The following is an 18253-nucleotide window of genomic DNA, read 5'->3' as shown; positions in this document are numbered from 1 at the left end:
TTTCCACCGACGGTCGACCCACAAGGTCGACCGTTCGGTTTTTTGCCGTTCAACCGATTGCAGAGGATTGACGATGAACATGAACCCCCTACGCGCCGCCATCGCCGCTGCGCTACTGAGTGTCGCCGTTGGCGCCACGGCCAAGCCCCTCGTGGTTTGCACAGAAGCCAGCCCGGAAGGCTTCGACATTGTCCAGTACACGACTGCAGTCACCGCCGATGCCGCGGCGGAAACCGTTTTCAACCGCCTGGCCGACTTCAAGCCCGGCACCACCGAAGTGATTCCGGCCCTGGCCGAATCCTGGGACATCAGTGACGACGGCCTGACCTACACCTTCCATTTGCGCAAAGGCGTCAAGTTCCACACCACCGATTACTTCAAGCCGACCCGCGACATGAACGCCGACGATGTGGTCTGGAGTTTCCAGCGTCAGCTGGACCCGAATCACCCGTGGCACAAACTGTCGAGCGTGGGCTTCCCGTACTTTGAAAGCATGGGCTTCAAGGAACTGCTCAAAAGCGTCGAGAAAGTCGACGAGCACACGGTCAAGTTCACCCTGACCCGCCGCGAAGCGCCATTCCTGGCCGACATTGCCATGGCCTTCTCTTCGATCTACCCGGCCGAATACGCCGACCAGTTGCTCAAGGCCAACAAGACCGGCGACCTCAACAGCAAGCCGATCGGCACCGGCCCGTTCGTGTTCCAGCGCTACAACAAGGACGCCCAGGTGCGCTTCAAGGCCAACCCGGACTACTTCCGTGGCAAGCCGCCGGCCGATGCGCTGGTACTGGCCATCGCCACCGACAACAACGTGCGCATGCAGAAGCTCAAGACCAACGAGTGCCAGATCGCGCTGTATCCAAAACCCGATGACATCCCCAGCATCAAGAAAGACCCGAACCTGAAGGTCACCGAGCTGGACGCGATGACCGTTTCCTACACCGCCCTGAACACCAGCCACAAATACATGAGCGACGTGCGGGTGCGCAAAGCCATCGACCTGGCCTTCGACAAGGAAGCCTACGTCAACGCACTGTTCGGCAAGGGCAACGCCACCGTGGCGGTCAACCCGTACCCGCCGACCCTGCTGGGCTTCAACCACGACCTGAAGAACCCGGCCCGCGACCTCGATAAGGCGCGCCAGTTGCTCAAGGAAGCCGGCGTGCCGGAAGGCACCGTGTTCACCCTGTTCACCCGCAACGGCGGCGGCCCGACCAACCCCAACCCGATGCTCGGCGCGCAGATGATGCAGGCCGACCTGGCGAAAGTCGGGATCAAAGTCGACATCCGCGTGATGGAATGGGGCGAAATGCTCAAGCGCGCGAAAAACGGCGAGCACGACATGGTGTCCGCCGGATGGGCGGGCGACAACGGCGATCCGGATAATTTCCTGACGCCTATGCTCAGTTGCGAAGCCGCCAAGAACGGCGAAAACTACGCGCGCTGGTGCAATGAGAAATTCCAGGCGCTGCTCGACCAGGCACGCGCCACAGTGAACCCCGAGGACCGCGCCAGGCTCTATGAGCAGGCCCAGGTGATTTTCAACCAGGACCAGCCATGGATCAGCATGGCCCACACCCGGATGTTCACGGCAATGCGCAAGAACGTAGAGGGCTACGTGATTAGCCCGCTCACCACCAACAACTTCGCCACCACCCAGGTGAAGTAGATAAGAAAACGCCCTTCGACGCTTGACCCCAAGCATCGAAGGGCACGCCTAACCGGCTGATGAGGTACACCTGAAGATGTTTAGTTTTATTGCCCGCCGACTGGGATTATTGATCCCCACGTTCTTCGGCATCACCTTGCTGACCTTCGCGTTGATTCGCATGATCCCCGGCGACCCCGTGGAAGTGATGATGGGCGAACGTCGGGTCGATCCCGAAATGCACGCACAGGCAATGGAACGCCTTGGCCTCAACAAACCGCTGTATGCCCAGTACCTGGACTACATCGGCAAACTGGCCCAGGGCGACCTCGGCGAATCGCTGCGCACCCGTGAAAGCGTATGGACCGAGTTCAGCTCCCTGTTCCCCGCGACCCTGGAACTGTCCATGGCCGCCCTGTTGTTCGCCGGGATCCTGGGCCTGCTGGCCGGGGTGATCGCGGCACTCAAGCGAGGATCCCTGTTCGACCATGGGGTAATGGGTGTCTCCCTCGCGGGGTATTCGATGCCGATCTTCTGGTGGGGCCTGATCCTGATCATGTTCTTCTCGGTGTCCCTGGGCTGGACGCCGGTGTCGGGACGGATCGACCTGCTCTACGACATCGAGCCGAAAACCGGCTTTATGCTGATCGACACGCTGCTGGCCGACGAGCCGGGCGCGTTCCTCGATGCCCTGCACCACCTGATCCTGCCGGCCATCGTGCTGGGCACCATTCCCTTGGCGGTGATCGCCCGCATGACCCGCTCTTCGATGCTCGAAGTACTGCGCGAAGATTACATCCGAACCGCCAAGGCCAAGGGCCTGTCGCCGTCGCGCGTGGTGTTCGTGCATGGCCTGCGCAACGCGTTGATTCCGGTGCTGACCGTGGTCGGCCTGCAAGTCGGCACGCTGCTGGCCGGTGCGGTCCTGACCGAAACGATCTTCTCCTGGCCGGGCATCGGCAAGTGGCTGATCGAAGCCATCGGCGCCCGGGATTATCCCGTGGTGCAGAACGGCATCCTGTTAATCGCCTGCCTGGTGATTCTGGTCAACTTCGTCGTGGACGTGCTCTACGGCTTTGCCAACCCACGTATCCGTCACCAGCGCTGAGATCAAGACCATGAGTACTCCAACTACCGCGGTAGCAGTCGATCAAAGCCTGCTTTACCCATCCCCGTACAAAGAATTCTGGCAAGCGTTTTCCCGCAACAAGGGCGCCGTCGCCGGGCTGCTCTTCATGATCCTGATCGTGTTCTGCGCGCTCTTCGCCCCGTGGGTCGCGCCTCATGACCCGAGCGAGCAATACCGCGACTTCCTGCTGACGCCGCCGGTGTGGCTCGAAGGTGGGCAGATGCAATTCCTGCTGGGCACCGATGAACTGGGCCGCGACCTGCTCTCGCGGCTGATCCAGGGTTCGCGCCTGTCGCTTCTGATCGGCTTGTCGTCGGTGGTGATGTCGCTGATCCCGGGCATCCTGCTGGGCCTGTTCGCCGGGTTCTTCCCGCGCATCCTCGGCCCGACCATCATGCGCCTGATGGACATCATGCTCGCCCTGCCGTCCTTGCTGCTGGCCGTGGCGATCGTCGCCATCCTCGGCCCAGGCCTGATCAACACCGTGATCGCCATCGCCATCGTCTCGCTGCCGTCCTATGTGCGCCTGACCCGTGCCGCCGTGATGGGCGAACTGAACCGCGACTACGTGACCGCCGCCCGCCTGGCCGGTGCCGGTCTGCCGCGCCTGATGTTCATCACCGTGCTGCCTAACTGCATGGCTCCGCTGATTGTCCAGGCGACCTTGAGCTTCTCTTCGGCGATTCTCGACGCCGCCGCCCTGGGCTTCCTCGGCCTCGGCGTCCAGCCACCCACCCCGGAGTGGGGCACCATGCTGGCTTCGGCCCGCGACTACATCGAACGCGCCTGGTGGGTCGTGAGCCTGCCTGGCTTGACCATTTTGCTCAGCGTGCTGGCAATCAACCTGATGGGCGACGGGCTGCGCGATGCGCTGGACCCGAAACTCAAGAATGCCGCCTGAGGAGATTCCCATGTCACTGCTAGAAATCAAGAATCTCAACGTCCGCTTCGGCGACGCCACCGCCGTGCCGGTGGTCGACGGCCTGGACCTGAGCGTGGACAAAGGCGAAGTCCTGGCGATCGTCGGCGAATCGGGCTCGGGTAAATCCGTGACCATGATGGCGCTGATGGGCCTGATCGAGCACCCCGGCATCGTCACCGCCGACGCGCTGAACTTCGACGGCAAGAACATGCTCAAGCTGAGCAACCGCCAGCGCCGGCAGATCGTCGGCAAGGACCTGGCGATGGTCTTCCAAGACCCGATGACCGCGCTCAACCCCAGCTACACTGTGGGTTTCCAGATTGAAGAAGTGCTGCGCCTGCACCTGAAAATGTCCGGCAAAGCCGCCCGCAAGCGCGCCATCGAACTGCTGGAGAAAGTCGAGATCCCCGGCGCCGCCAGCCGCATGGACGCCTATCCGCATCAACTGTCCGGCGGCATGAGCCAGCGCGTGGCGATTGCGATGGCGATTGCCGGCGAACCAAAACTGCTGATCGCCGACGAACCGACCACCGCCCTCGACGTGACCATCCAGGCGCAGATCATGGACCTGCTGCTGGCCCTGCAAAAAGAGCAGAACATGGGCCTGGTGCTGATCACCCACGACCTCGCTGTCGTCGCCGAAACCGCCCAGCGGGTGTGCGTGATGTACGCCGGCCAGGCCGTGGAAGTCGGCAAGGTGCCCGAACTGTTCGACATTCCGGCCCACCCCTACAGTGAAGCGCTGCTGGCGGCGATTCCGGAACACAGCATGGGCGCCGAGCGCCTGGCGACCTTGCCCGGCATCGTCCCCGGTCGCTACGACCGTCCGCAGGGCTGCCTGCTGTCGCCGCGCTGCCCGTACGTGCAGGACAACTGCCGTCAACAACGCCCGGCCCTTGACCCGAAATCCAACAGCCTCGCCCGCTGCTTCTACCCGTTGAACCAGGAGGTGGCGTGATGGCCGTCGTACTTACCGCCCGTGACCTGACCCGTCATTACGAAGTGTCCCGTGGCATGTTCAAGGGCCATGCGACCGTGCGCGCCCTCAATGGTGTGTCGTTCGAACTGGAAGCCGGCAAGACCCTGGCCGTGGTGGGTGAATCCGGTTGCGGCAAATCCACACTCGCCCGGGCCCTGACGCTGATCGAAGAGCCGTCCGCCGGCTCCTTGAAAATCGCTGGCCAGGAAGTGGCCGGCGCCAACAAGGCCGAACGCAAGCAGCTGCGCAAAGACGTGCAGATGGTGTTCCAGAGCCCTTACGCGTCCCTCAACCCGCGGCAGAAAATCGGTGATCAGTTGGCCGAGCCATTGCTGATCAACACCAACCTGTCGGCCACCGAACGTCGCGAGAAAGTCCAGGCGATGATGAAGCAGGTGGGCCTGCGTCCCGAGCATTACCAGCGCTACCCGCACATGTTCTCCGGCGGCCAGCGCCAGCGCATCGCCCTGGCCCGCGCGATGATGCTTCAACCCAAAGTGCTGGTGGCGGATGAACCGACGTCGGCGCTGGACGTGTCGATCCAGGCCCAGGTGCTGAACCTGTTCATGGACCTGCAGCAAGAGTTCAACACCGCCTACGTGTTCATTTCCCACAACCTGGCGGTGGTGCAGCACGTAGCCGACGACGTGATGGTGATGTACCTCGGCCGCCCAGTGGAAATGGGCCCCAACGAGAACATCTACAGCCGCCCGCTGCACCCGTACACCCAGGCGCTGCTGTCGGCGACCCCAACCATCCACCCGGACCCGAACAAGCCGAAGATCAAGATCGTCGGCGAACTGCCCAACCCGCTCAACCCACCGTCCGGCTGCGCCTTCCACAAGCGCTGCCCGTACGCGACCGAGCGATGCAAGACCGAGGAACCGGCCCTGCGACCGCTCGATAACCGGTTGGTAGCGTGTCACTACGCTGAGCGGTTCCTCGACGGCGCGGCGTAAGGCTAAAAGGCTAAAAGGCAGCAAAGCACTTAAGGCAGGAGAGCCTTTGTGGCGAGGGAGCTTGCTCCCTCGCCACGGGGATGAATCTTCGTCCTGGGTAACGCACCCTGCATAAAAAACCCCGCCAGCCCCGACTGAATATCAGTTGGGGCTGGAGGGGTTTTCTTTAGGCTATAGCCCTACGTCTGGCTATCGCCCTCTTCATCCTCATCACCATCCGGCGGATCAACCGGCGAACCATCGTCATCCTCGCCATCGTCCGGATCGCCCGCATCCGCATCGGTCGCGGCAAGCATCAACTCACCCTGCGCCACCGAGCCACTCGATGCGTGCTTTTCGTGCTCATCGCACTCAGCCCAGGCAAGCGTTGAACCGAGGGACAGCATCACCAATACCTTCAGCAAAAACATCATGCGCAGCAGCTTATTCATAGCCCAATTCCTTCTTTCCGGATAAAGCAGAGCCCGACGGCGCCTAAGAGAAGCTAATTATGAATAGACCAGTTCATCAAATAGGACGTCTTGGAACAGCTAGAAATGCCGCCGTTCTACAGATTGGTTTCGAATAAGCGTTATCTCGAAACCTGCTAACACCGAAAACTTCCCTTGTGGGAGCGAGCCTGCTCGCGAAGAGGCCGGCACATCCAACATCCAGGCAAGCCGACCTACCGCTTTCGCGAGCAGGCTCGCTCCCAGAGTTTGAATGGGGGTGGTCACAAAGCAGTGCCAAACCAAAACCCTTTTTGAAGTGCCGAGCATTGAGCCTTACAGACAAATACCCGGTAACACGGAACGCTCGTCCCGAAGCTACGTTGCCTTGCGCCTTTGCCTACAACTAAGCCAGAATCCGCCCGCTTGTGCGCCTTGGGGCGGGACTTTATGGTTACCGGGTCGCTGAAAATCAGCGGTCGGGTTTAGCGACCTGAACCATAGGCACGTAAGCAGCCATGCTTTATTGCGGGATTCCACCGCAATTACGTTATGGCGGCTGTATGTGGGAGACCTTCGGGTCTACCGGGTGCCTATGTCCGGTTCGCTAACCTGCGTACGGTCGCCACCATTCTGTTTAGCGACAGGTCTTGGCGGCTTCTATTCCCATAGGAGCATCACCATGTTCAAAGCCACACCGAACCCACCCGAATCAGACCCCACCTCTGCCTATTCCAGCCTAGACCCGGAAAAATTCCACGAAGCCACTGAGCGGGCGCTCGATTATTACTTGAAGCCGGAACAGGCCAAGGCCAAGAAAGAACCGCCAACGCGCCAGCTCTTCACTGTGGTGGAAGGGGTCGATAGCGAAAGCCTGCTCGCCAACCTCAGCGAAAACCTCGCCTCTGCCAACGCCATGATCAGCGACCTGGCATTCGACCTTGAAGGCTCTCGCCGACAGGTTGCGATGGGTATTCTTCAGGTGATTGAGATGAGTGAGCTGCTAGCGAATCGGGCGTTGGATATCGTCGATCCGCGTTAGCGACTGGCCCTAAAGAGAGGGCTGACGAGCCGTGCGCCAGCCCGCTTTCATGCAAGCCGACCCACCGCTTTCGCGAGCGAGCTCGCTCCCACAGGAAATTGTGGCTGACCGGGAGATTGAGGATCTGACACAAAACCAATGTGGGAGCGAGCTTGCTCGCGAAGACGGCGGCACATTCAACATAAATGCTGACTGGTCCAGCGCTATCGCGAGCAGGCTCGCTCCCACAATGGGTCACACTTACTGCTTAATGATGCTCCCGCGTCGCACGGAATTTCACATCCGGCCAGCGCTCTTCCATCAGCGCCAGGTTCACCCGGGTCGGCGCCAGGTAGGTCAAATGCCCACCGCCATCCAGCGCAAGGTTTTCCACGGCCTTGTTGGAGAATTCCTCGAGCTTCTTCTTGTCGCCGCATTCGACCCAACGGGCGGAGTACACGGTGATCGGCTCGTACGAGCACTCGACCTTGTATTCCTCTTTCAGGCGACTGGCGACGACGTCGAACTGCAGCACACCGACGGCACCGAGGATGATGTCGTTGCTGCGCTCCGGGAAGAACACCTGGGTGGCGCCCTCTTCGGCCAATTGCTGCAACCCTTGGCGCAGTTGCTTGGACTTGAGCGGGTCCTTCAGGCGCACGCGGCGGAACAGTTCCGGGGCGAAGTGCGGGATCCCGGTGAAGCCCAGGGCTTCGCCTTCGGTGAAGGTGTCGCCGATCTGGATGGTGCCGTGGTTGTGCAGGCCGATGATGTCACCGGCGAAGGCTTCTTCCAGTTGCTCGCGTTCCGAGGAGAAGAAGGTCAAGGCGTCGCCGATGCGCACGTCCTTGCCGGTGCGCACGTGGCGCATCTTCATGCCTTTTTCGTATTTGCCGGAACAAATGCGCATGAAGGCGATGCGGTCGCGGTGCTTGGGGTCCATGTTCGCCTGGATCTTGAACACGAAGCCTGTGAACTTCTCTTCCACCGGCTCCACGGTGCGCTCGTTGGCGACACGAGGCAGCGGGCGCGGGGCCCAGTCGACCACGGCGTCGAGCACATGGTCGACGCCGAAGTTGCCCAGGGCGGTCCCGAAGAACACCGGGGTCAGTTGGCCGTCGATGAATTCCTGCTGGTTGAACTCGTGGCAGGCGCCTTGCACCAGTTCCAGTTGCTCGACGAAACGATCGTACTCGTCGCCCAGGTGCGCACGGGCTTCGTCGGAGTCGAGCTTCTCGATGATCTTGGTTTCGGTGCGTTCATGACCGTGGCCAGGGGTGTAGACGATGATGTAGTCGTCGGCCAGGTGATACACGCCCTTGAAGTCGCGATAGCAACCGATCGGCCAGGTGATCGGCGCGGCCTTGATCTTCAGGACCGCTTCGATCTCGTCGAGCAGTTCGATCGGGTCGCGGATGTCGCGGTCGAGTTTGTTGATGAAGCTGACGATCGGCGTGTCCCGCAGACGGCAGACGTCCATCAGCGCGATGGTCCGTGGCTCGACGCCTTTACCGCCGTCGAGGACCATCAAGGCCGAGTCCACCGCAGTCAGGGTGCGGTAGGTGTCTTCGGAGAAGTCTTCGTGGCCCGGGGTGTCGAGCAGGTTGATCATGTGATCGCGATACGGGAACTGCATGACCGACGTGGTAATGGAAATACCCCGTTGTTTTTCCATTTCCATCCAGTCGGAGGTGGCATGGCGGTCGGACTTGCGAGATTTCACCGTGCCGGCCACCGCAATCGCCTTGCCCATCAGCAAGAGCTTTTCGGTGATGGTGGTCTTACCGGCATCGGGGTGGGAAATAATGGCGAAAGTGCGGCGTTTCGCGACTTCGGCGGCCTGTTTGGTCATGGGAAATCGCCTGGCAGGTGATTCAAAAAAGGGCGGCGATTATAGCCCAGAACCCTCCTTATGGACCACCTGGCAAGCGCAGCCTGACGACTCACGCCCATCGGCAGCGCCGCCCTGCAGCTGAGGTCTCATTGTGAAATAGCCTGGTCAGCGGGAATAAATTCAAATCTCGCGTCGTTGGCGGCCGTTTGGGGAAGCGTAATCTTGATCATGGGGATCCAGATGCCGGTGTTCGTCTTGAAGTCCCGTTGATCATATTGAGCGCCAGCCTTACCCGTATCATTGATGTAGAAAACTGCCTCGATCGGAAGAGTCTGACCAAGATTTTGCGCCCATTTTCTCATGCGGAATTCATTCTGCGTCGTAAATGCAGAGGTTGGAAGTTGCCCTTGAGCCTTGACGGCTTCAGTGAACGCACGGGCGCCTTGTTCGTTCAACTCGTCACGAATATCGAAGCCACACAATGCGCCATACATACCTGGGTTCTTGTTGAAATGGTCAACATACTGCGCTGCGGTGGTAATACCTTGGGATTGGCAAGGTCGGCTGCTGGGACGATCTGGATATTGACCACAACCTTCGGCAGGTCGATGGTCAGTGGCACCGTCTACTGGAAAGAAACACAACACCGCCAGTGAAATCTTTCCTGCCGGTTTAAAAAAATCCGGATAAAGAATAAACCCATTGTTGTAGCCAAACACAAGTTTGCCGAACTTTGCATCTTTGCGCAGCCAGGAAAAGGAAACGCCCGTCGATGAGGGGTTGGGATTCCAAAAATGAAACTGAGTGGAGTGTTGTGTTGCCCGCAATGTGACGCCCGTGCATAAAAATGACGGAGCGGAAGGGTTGTTGCGGCACATGGTCAAGACGTTGTTGTAGGCTTCAGTGAGATAGGCTGCTATTTCAGGGCCTGTGCCTGCACCTTGGACGCCAGATCCACGAGAGTCGACCGTCTGGGCTGACGGCTCTTGAATAGCACTCGTTTGCGGTTCATGGGTTGCACAGCCGGCTGTCAGCAATAAAAACAGCACAATACAAAGCTGTCTTTTCATTTCTGTCTCCCTTTCATGAACAGGCAAGATTCCAGATCAGCCAAGTTCTTTCAGTCTCTTTTTCGCTTAGCCGTTTTATCCAAGCTACAAGAGCGATTCCCTTCGAACACCTGTCAACTTTCACAGTGCTTGATACTTATTTGAAATAAACAATCGAGTTTTCCATTCAATCAAACGGTGGACAGTGCTCACTGGGACTTGGGAACCTTTTGAACTGTGCAGGCGTCCACTGCCCTTGCTACAGCCGCCCGTCATGGTCCGAAAAATCATCGAGCTAGCCTGACGAGGCGGCGCTCATGGCTCGCCTCAACGGCATCGAAAGAGCTGCTTCTCGCGAACGTTTTCCCGGCAACCCGTGATGGTTTGCCGCCCGGGCAAGCGTGCGCCGACTGAAAAACAAAGGAGTCCGCCTGTGGCTATCCGCTATGGCAAAGGGCTTATGAGGGGTGCAATCGTCGTCGCCCTTCTTGCCCTGTTGGTCCACTGGATCGGCATCGATATGATCCAACGCTACCGCGACGATCTACTGTTCTACCTGCAAGCGCACCTGATGCTTGTCCTGGCCTCCATGTTGGCGGCCCTGATTGTCGGCATCCCCGCCGGCATCATCCTCAGCCGCCCCGGCATGGTCGGGCGTGCCGAACGCTTCATGCAAGTGTTCAACATCGGCAATACCGTGCCGCCCCTGGCCGTGCTGGCCATCGCCTTGGGCATCCTGGGCATCGGCAGCGGGCCGGCCATCTTCGCCCTGTTCCTCGCCTCGCTGTTGCCCATCGTACGCAACACCTACGAAGGCCTGAAAAATGTCCAGGGTTCCCTCAAGGAAGCCGCCGTCGGCATCGGCATGACCCCGCGCCAAGTGCTGTGGAAAGTCGAATTGCCCAACGCCGTGCCCATCATCGTCGGCGGCGTGCGCGTGGCCCTGGCGATCAACGTAGGCACCGCCCCACTGGCGTTCCTGATCGGCGCCAACAGCCTTGGCAGCCTGATCTTCCCCGGCATCGCCTTGAACAATCAGCCGCAACTGCTGCTCGGCTCGGTGTGCACCGCCCTGCTGGCGTTGCTGCTCGACGGCCTGGTGACACTGGCGAGCCGCCTCTGGCTGGAACGCGGTCTGCGAGCGGCATAGACCCGGCTGCAATAAAGGAATCGTTATGAAGAAGTTGAGCTTGATACTGGGCTGCGTCCTGCTGTTCGCAGGATTCGCCCAGGCCGCTGAAAAACCGCTGATTCGCCTCGGTGCCCGAGTATTCACCGAACAGACGCTGCTGGCAGAAATCACTGCGCAATACCTGCGTGGCAAAGGCTACGATGCCCAGATCACCGGCGGACTTGGCAGCAACCTGGCCCGTAGCGCCCAGGAGAGTGGACAACTGGACCTGCTCTGGGAATACACCGGCGTCTCGCTGGTGTCTTACAACCACATCACGGAGAAACTCGACAGCGCCCAGTCCTACGCCCGGGTGAAAGAAATCGACGCAAAAAAAGGCCTGACCTGGCTGACGCCGTCGAAATTCAGTAACACCTACGCCCTGGCCTTGCCGGAAAAAATCGCGCAGCAATATCCACAGATCAACACCATCAGCCAGTTGAACACGGTGTTGCAGGCCGAGGCCGACGAAAATCACCTGGTGGCCCTGGACACCGAGTTCGCCAACCGCTCCGACGGGCTGGACGGAATGGTCAAGCTGTACGGCATGAACCTGACCCGCGAGAACATCCGGCAAATGGACGCGGGCCTGGTCTACACCGCCCTGCGCAACAGCCAGGTATTCGCCGGTCTGGTGTACACCACCGACGGGCGCTTGAGCGCGTTCAAACTCAAACTGCTGGAAGACGACAAGCAGTACTTCCCGGACTACACCGCCGCGCCCGTGGTGCGCCAGACGACTCTGGATGCAAATCCGCAATTGGCCGCGCAGCTCAAACCCCTGGCCGAATTGTTTGACGATGAAACCATGCGCCAGCTCAACGCCCGCGTGGACGTCAACCACGAAAGCCCTTCGGCCGTTGCCGCCGATTTCCTGCGCCAGCATTCGCTGCTCTCAACCCAATGACCTGGAGGAAAAGCCATGGATTTTCTTGACGCCTTTTCCCATCTGGACTGGCCGCTGGTGCTGCACCTGACCTGGCAGCACATCACCCTGGTGGGCATCGCCGTGACCCTGGCGATCCTGGTCGGCGTACCGCTGGGCATTTTCATGACCCGCTTTCCGACGCTCGCCGGCCCATTGCAGGCCAGCGCCACGGTACTGCTGACCATTCCATCAATCGCCTTGTTCGGCCTCCTGCTGCCGGTCTATTCCACATTCGGCCAGGGCCTGGGGCCGATGCCGGCGATCACCGCCGTGTTTCTCTATTCCCTGTTGCCGATCATGCGCAACACCTACCTGGCCCTGACCGGCGTCGAACCGGGCATCCGTGAAGCCGCCCGTGGCATCGGCATGACCTTCGGCCAGCGCCTGCGCATGGTCGAACTGCCCATTGCCGTGCCGGTGATCCTGGCCGGCGTGCGCACCGCCGTAGTCATGAACATCGGCGTCATGACCATCGCCGCCACCATCGGCGCCGGTGGCCTGGGCGTGCTCATCCTCGCTTCCATCAGCCGCAGCGACATGTCGATGCTGATCGTCGGCGCCGTACTGGTCAGCCTCCTGGCCATCTTCGCCGACCTGCTTCTGCAACGGCTGCAACGTACGCTGACCCCCAAAGGATTACTGAAATGATCGAACTTCAAAACCTCAGCAAAACCTTCAAGAGCAACGGCAAGGATGTCAAAGCCGTGGACTCGGTGAACCTGACCGTCAACGAAGGCGAGATCTGCGTGTTCCTCGGGCCGTCGGGCTGTGGCAAAAGCACCACGCTGAAGATGATCAACCGGCTGATCCCGCCCACCTCGGGCAAGGTCTTGATCAACGGCGAAGACACTACCGGCCTCGACGAAGTCACCCTGCGCCGCAACATCGGCTACGTGATCCAGCAGATCGGCCTGTTCCCGAATATGACCATCGAAGAAAACATCACCGTCGTCCCGCGCCTGCTCGGCTGGGACAAGCAGAAGTGCCACGACCGCGCCCGCGAATTGATGAGCATGATCAAGCTCGAACCCAAGCAATACCTGCACCGTTACCCACGTGAATTGTCCGGCGGCCAGCAGCAACGGATCGGCGTGATCCGCGCCCTGGCGGCCGACGCACCGCTGTTGCTGATGGACGAACCGTTTGGTGCGGTCGACCCGATCAACCGCGAGATGATCCAGAACGAGTTCTTCGAGATGCAACGGACGCTGAACAAGACCGTGATCATGGTCAGCCACGACATCGACGAGGCCATCAAGCTGGGGGACAAGATCGCGATCTTCCGCGCCGGCAAATTGATCCAGTGCGATCACCCGGACACGCTGCTGGCGCATCCGGCCGACGAGTTCGTCAGCAATTTCGTCGGCCAGGACAGCACGCTCAAACGGCTGTTGCTGGTCAAGGCCGAAGACGCGGCGGACAACGCCCCCTCGGTCAGCCCCGAGACGCCGGTAAACGAGGCGCTGGAATTGATGGACGAACATGACCGGCGCTACGTGGTGGTTACCTGTGCCGAGAACAAGGCCCTTGGCTATGTGCGTCGTCGTGACCTGTACCGCCAGGCCGGAACCTGCGGCCAGTACCTGCGGGAATTCAACGCCACCGCCGCCTATGACGAACACCTGCGGATCCTGTTGTCGCGCATGTACGAGTTCAATCGCTCGTGGCTGCCGGTGTTGGATGCCGAGCGGGTGTTCCTTGGCGAAGTGACCCAGGAATCGATTGCCGAGTACCTGAGCTCCGGACGGTCGCGCGGGGGCAAGACCAGCATTGTCTCGCCGGCCGAGACTGCGTTGGCCTGATCGGGCACCGCAGCCTTTTTTGCTGGCTTTTGTGGCTGCTTTTGTGGCGAGGGAGCTTGCTCCCGCTTGAGTGCGAAGCGCTCATCGCTTTTTAGGGCGGCTTCGCCACCCAGCGGGAGCAAGCTCCCTCGCCACAAGAGCAAGCGCGACATTCAGCAGGCTCGAAACCCGATCAAAGGGAACATCAACCTGTCACGCAGGTCGGTTACATCATGAGCTGTCGCGGGCCCCACGACGGAGACGTGCAGAAACGCGACATTTTTAGTTGATCTCAGGCCCCTCACGCCCTAAAGTTCGCGCCGAACGTCCATGCTGGAAACGATCCATCCGGCTCAAGTACTGACGACGAGACAGCAAGGCCAAGGGAATCACGCATCCCGTGGCCTTTTTGCTTTCGGCGACATGCCTTGGGAAGTAGGCGAACCAAAGTGGGGATACGGAGGACGTTCGCGAGGGTGGCTACCCTCAAACCCATTGATCCTGATGTTTGCCAGTAGGAGTCCCAACGTATGTCGATCCAGGTCGAAGATTATTTCGCGCGCGAAACTTTTCAGAGAATGAAAGCGTTCGCCGACAAGCAGGAAACCCCGTTCGTGGTGATCGACACCGCGATGATCGCCCAGGCCTATGACGACCTGCGCGCCGGGTTCGAATTCGCCAAAGTCTACTACGCCGTCAAGGCCAACCCGGCGGTGGAAATCATCGACCTGCTCAAGGAAAAAGGCTCGAACTTCGACATCGCCTCGATCTACGAGTTGGACAAGGTCATGAGCCGCGGCGTCGGCCCAGAGCAGATCAGCTACGGCAACACCATCAAGAAATCCCGCGATATCCGCTACTTCTATGACAAGGGCGTGCGCCTGTACGCCACCGACTCCGAGGCCGACTTGCGCAACATCGCCAAGGCCGCGCCGGGTTCGAAGGTGTATGTGCGGATCCTCACCGAAGGCTCGACCACTGCTGACTGGCCGTTGTCGCGCAAGTTCGGCTGCCAGACCGACATGGCGATGGACCTGCTGATCCTGGCCCGCGACCTGGGCTTGGTGCCGTACGGCATCTCGTTCCACGTTGGCTCGCAACAGCGCGACATCAGCGTCTGGGACGCGGCCATCGCCAAGGTCAAGGTGATCTTCGAGCGTCTGAAGGAAGAAGACGGCATCGTCTTGAAGCTGATCAACATGGGTGGCGGCTTCCCGGCCAACTACATCACCCGCACCAACAGCCTGGAAACCTACGCCGAGGAAATCATCCGTTTCCTGAAGGAAGACTTCGGCGACGACCTGCCGGAAATCATCCTGGAACCGGGCCGTTCGTTGATCGCCAACGCCGGTATCCTGGTCAGCGAAGTGGTGCTGGTGGCGCGCAAGTCACGTACCGCCGTCGAGCGTTGGGTGTACACGGACGTAGGCAAGTTCTCCGGCCTGATCGAAACCATGGACGAAGCCATCAAGTTCCCGATCTGGACCGAAAAGAAAGGCGAAATGGAAGAAGTCGTCATCGCCGGCCCGACCTGCGACAGCGCCGACATCATGTATGAGAACTACAAGTACGGTTTGCCGCTGAACCTGGCTATCGGTGATCGCCTGTACTGGCTGTCGACCGGTGCGTACACCACCAGTTATAGCGCGGTGGAGTTCAATGGCTTTCCGCCGTTGAAGTCGTATTACGTATAAGTCTTATCAATAAGACAGGCCCGTGATAGTACGGGCCTTTTTTTTTGCGTGATGAAAAGTTCCCCTTGCAACATCGGCACACATGGAAACGTCGGCGTAATATTTCGCCATCACCAACTTCCAGTCAGAAGTTACACATCGCAAACAGTTAGCGCTTAACACCCGAACAAATAATCGCTACTTTTCGTCTATCGGCATGACGCCGTCACGCGAACAAAAGGACTTATATGCTAACTATTGACGACTTTCCCATCACCGCTGGTGAGCTCAACGCATTAACAATGAATTTTATCAACGCCGCCTCAGGGACTCTTCCCGGTGTTCAGCGAGAAAAAGGACTGCTGGTTACGACTAGTGATATTCGAAATATAAAAAATTACGTTGTGCGTGGATTGGCCTTACCTACCGATACAGCGCAAATAGAGCAGATCTATAAATATGACCAGCTTAAAATCAATGGCCTGCGCTCTGAAGACATGCAGGTTCTCTACGAAACAATAAAAAGTCACGCCGAAACCTGGCCAGCCATTGAAACCGGCATGAAGGCAGTCGGTTCGGGCCTGCATGTATTCGCTGATGAGCTGACCAACGTCAGCGAGGCCATCATCGGATATCTTGAAAACCTGCCCAGTTATGTATCCGGCATTGGGAAAATCGGCGACCTGACACCCGAAGAGATCGAAAACCTCCCGGAGATACGCCTGAGTTCCGAAGAGTTAAGGAGAACCCCTGTCTTGCTGGAGTTGGTCAAAGAGTTAAAAGGCTTGATCCAACACCACAGCACGAAAACCTCCGCCACGAAAGCTCAAATTACCCAGTTCAAAAATGGCATCGGCCACTCGATCAAGCCCGCACTGGACCTGAAGCTGACGCTGATCAACAGCCAGAATGCGAGTGAGGAAATAAAGCAACACAACGAGCGACTCGATATTCTTGGCCAGCGAATCAGAGAACGGCAGGCGGAGATCGAGAGCTACTCCAAGAACAAATGGTGGGGTTTGTTCGGAGGGGCGGTTGGTTTCACTATCACCGCGACGATCTACGGCCAAAAAGCCAAGGAGGCCCGCCAAGAACTAGAACTACTGGTATCCGAACGGCGGATGATTGTAAAAAGCATTGAGACTAACCATCAGCTCCTGGCGCATCTAAACGCGTTCGAAAGTGATATCCATGATCTGAGAATTCGAGTCGAGAATGCCGTGGGTAGCTCTTCGAATCTCGAAAACCTCTGGGAACTCATCCAAGCCTATGTCGACGCATCCTCCAGGAAACTCGATGGCGTAACCAATGCAATGTATCTGGTCGCGTTCTCCGCGCGGCTCAGCTCCATGATGAGCCACTGGAAGAATATTCAAGAACAAGCGCGCGACTTACTGAATGCCTTCAGCAACGCCGTCGAAGAAACTTTATTTTCGCCAACTGCGAGATCCGCGCTGACGCAAATGCATTTTTCCGAGACAGCGCTCCCGTCCCCGACACCCGAGAAATACACGATGACTGGTATTGATTCCGTTGAACTGGCAACCGATTACGTCCTACCCGATGTGAAAATAATCCACGCTTGCCGGGATGAACTCAATTACAAAATCAGCATTCTGAACAATCTTCATATCCCGGTCCTCGTCGAGGAGTTCAACGCTCTGCGCAAGGAAACCAGCAACGCCTACGACGAGGCGAAACGCGCCATCACCCGGATTCCCGTCTCGTTGCAAACTGTTGAGATAGTTTCGTTGATCGACACTATTGAAAGGATCCGGGAAAATCCCACCGCCGAACAGCAGCAAGCCATCGAAAGCTTAAGCCAGGAAATCAAGCAACTCATCAACAATGCCCTGTCTGAAACCGACAAATATGCAATTGCATTCGACGATAGCTTGGCGAACTTGAGGGCTGTCACTCTCAGCGACAACCAATACCGCATCCAGGCATTGGAGGAGACAATCCGCCAGAGCGAGCTGCCGGCTGCCGCTGAAAAAGCGGCAATTGAACGCCTGCTTACCGATGAAGGGGTATTGAACGAGAGCATCAAGCTGATCGAGTCGACCGACAGTTTTTCGCTGATCAAGGAATTGCTCCTCACCGCCAGCAACCTTGCCGTAATGAATCCATCCCCTACACAACTCAAGCTCATCCAAGCGGGTATGGACGTCGCCGGTAGACTGCTGGGCCTCGTCTCGGACGCCATCAAGTATGGCAACCTGATCGAAGCCAGGCGCCAAATTCAAGTTGAGCTGGACCGGCGTCGCCAGACGTCGGCGCACAAGCAGAACGAACTCCAGATGCTAAGAGATCGCCACCAATTGCTGCTCGAGGCACAATCAGTACGAGCGACAAGGGATACCTATCACGACGAAATGAGCCGCTTGGCCGGTGCCATCAGTCAGTTCCTGAACATTAACAACCATGGCGCCTCCGCGACGTTGGAAACAGTTGCCCAGACATTTCTAAGTCAGGCAGGCATTCTTACCAGGCATTTGAATACCCTTCTCAGGGAATGGCGCAATTAAAGAAACAACGGGGGAAAACGCGATCCACGGATAAATCTCCTCGCCACCAACGATGGGCTTGAACAGCCATCCACTTTGAAGGTTTTGGAAAGCCCCGCTCATGCAAATGATCGGGGCTTTTTGGTGTGTTTATGAATGCTTCTCGATAACACACGGCATAATGCACGCCGTAACGAACAACTTGAATGAACAAGGCGAGCGAC

General features: G+C 58.6%; 15 protein-coding genes. 12 read left to right on the top strand and 3 right to left on the bottom strand.

What is annotated here, in order from left to right; genetic code table 11:
* The first annotated feature begins 73 nt into the window (after positions 1–73).
* The 5 genes from J3P79_RS04290 to J3P79_RS04270 all read left to right on the top strand — a co-directional run bounded on the left by J3P79_RS04290 (position 74) and on the right by J3P79_RS04270 (position 5637).
* Entirely contained in the window at positions 74–1669 is a 1596-nt protein-coding gene (locus J3P79_RS04290; protein WP_434608415.1) for an ABC transporter substrate-binding protein, read from the top strand.
* A 76-nt stretch (positions 1670–1745) separates the two neighbouring features.
* Positions 1746–2756 carry an ABC transporter permease subunit gene (locus tag J3P79_RS04285; protein WP_434608414.1) on the top strand — a complete coding sequence of 337 codons (1011 nt, stop codon included), beginning with the start codon at positions 1746–1748 and terminating at the stop codon, positions 2754–2756.
* A 10-nt stretch (positions 2757–2766) separates the two neighbouring features.
* Positions 2767–3678: an ABC transporter permease subunit gene (locus tag J3P79_RS04280; RefSeq protein ID WP_434608412.1), complete on the top strand. Its 912-nt coding sequence runs from the start codon at positions 2767–2769 to the stop codon at positions 3676–3678.
* A gap of 10 nt (positions 3679–3688) precedes the next feature.
* On the top strand, positions 3689–4657 hold the full coding sequence (locus tag J3P79_RS04275; protein ID WP_434608410.1) for an ABC transporter ATP-binding protein: 969 nt from the start codon (positions 3689–3691) through the stop codon (positions 4655–4657).
* Positions 4657–5637: a peptide ABC transporter ATP-binding protein gene (locus J3P79_RS04270; protein ID WP_039592281.1), complete on the top strand. Its 981-nt coding sequence runs from the start codon at positions 4657–4659 to the stop codon at positions 5635–5637. The genes J3P79_RS04275 and J3P79_RS04270 overlap by 1 nt, the downstream gene beginning before the upstream one ends.
* Before the next feature lie 179 nt (positions 5638–5816).
* Here J3P79_RS04270 and J3P79_RS04265 read toward each other — a convergent pair whose 3' ends face one another.
* Positions 5817–6068 carry a hypothetical protein gene (locus J3P79_RS04265; RefSeq protein ID WP_434608408.1) on the bottom strand — a complete coding sequence of 84 codons (252 nt, stop codon included), beginning with the start codon at positions 6066–6068 and terminating at the stop codon, positions 5817–5819.
* 679 nt (positions 6069–6747) lie between these two features.
* Here J3P79_RS04265 and J3P79_RS04260 point away from each other — a divergent pair.
* Positions 6748–7107 carry a DUF6124 family protein gene (locus tag J3P79_RS04260; RefSeq protein WP_434608406.1) on the top strand — a complete coding sequence of 120 codons (360 nt, stop codon included), beginning with the start codon at positions 6748–6750 and terminating at the stop codon, positions 7105–7107.
* Positions 7108–7354: 247 nt separating this feature from the next.
* Here the strand turns inward: J3P79_RS04260 and J3P79_RS04255 are convergent, their stop codons facing one another.
* Entirely contained in the window at positions 7355–8938 is a 1584-nt protein-coding gene (locus tag J3P79_RS04255) for a peptide chain release factor 3 (RefSeq protein WP_434608404.1), read from the bottom strand.
* Between the two features lie 128 nt (positions 8939–9066).
* Positions 9067–9990 carry a hypothetical protein gene (locus tag J3P79_RS04250; RefSeq protein ID WP_434608403.1) on the bottom strand — a complete coding sequence of 308 codons (924 nt, stop codon included), beginning with the start codon at positions 9988–9990 and terminating at the stop codon, positions 9067–9069.
* Between the two features lie 439 nt (positions 9991–10429).
* Here J3P79_RS04250 and J3P79_RS04245 point away from each other — a divergent pair, with 439 nt between their 5' ends.
* The 6 genes from J3P79_RS04245 to J3P79_RS04220 all read left to right on the top strand — a co-directional run bounded on the left by J3P79_RS04245 (position 10430) and on the right by J3P79_RS04220 (position 18050).
* Complete coding sequence (locus tag J3P79_RS04245; protein WP_434611347.1) at positions 10430–11119, top strand: ABC transporter permease; 690 nt, start codon at positions 10430–10432, stop codon at positions 11117–11119.
* Positions 11120–11144: 25 nt separating this feature from the next.
* Complete coding sequence (locus tag J3P79_RS04240) at positions 11145–12047, top strand: glycine betaine ABC transporter substrate-binding protein (RefSeq protein ID WP_434608401.1); 903 nt, start codon at positions 11145–11147, stop codon at positions 12045–12047.
* Positions 12048–12062: 15 nt separating this feature from the next.
* Positions 12063–12716 (top strand): ABC transporter permease, encoded by a 654-nt coding sequence (locus J3P79_RS04235; protein WP_434608400.1) that lies wholly within the window; start codon positions 12063–12065, stop codon positions 12714–12716.
* A complete protein-coding gene (locus tag J3P79_RS04230; protein ID WP_434608398.1) occupies positions 12713–13870 on the top strand; it encodes an osmoprotectant ABC transporter ATP-binding protein OsmV in 1158 nt (385 codons plus the stop codon). Before J3P79_RS04235 ends, J3P79_RS04230 begins: the two co-directional genes overlap by 4 nt.
* 509 nt (positions 13871–14379) lie before the next feature.
* Entirely contained in the window at positions 14380–15543 is a 1164-nt protein-coding gene (locus J3P79_RS04225; RefSeq protein WP_434608396.1) for a type III PLP-dependent enzyme, read from the top strand.
* A 227-nt stretch (positions 15544–15770) separates the two neighbouring features.
* Complete coding sequence (locus J3P79_RS04220) at positions 15771–18050, top strand: alpha-xenorhabdolysin family binary toxin subunit A (protein ID WP_434608394.1); 2280 nt, start codon at positions 15771–15773, stop codon at positions 18048–18050.
* Positions 18051–18253: the final 203 nt, after the last annotated feature.

It is taken from the genome of Pseudomonas sp. R1-7, assembly GCF_051132105.1.
Lineage (GTDB): Bacteria > Pseudomonadota > Gammaproteobacteria > Pseudomonadales > Pseudomonadaceae > Aquipseudomonas.
The sequence above is the reverse complement of the archived record's forward strand: the minus strand, read 5'-3'. Positions and strand labels throughout refer to the sequence as shown.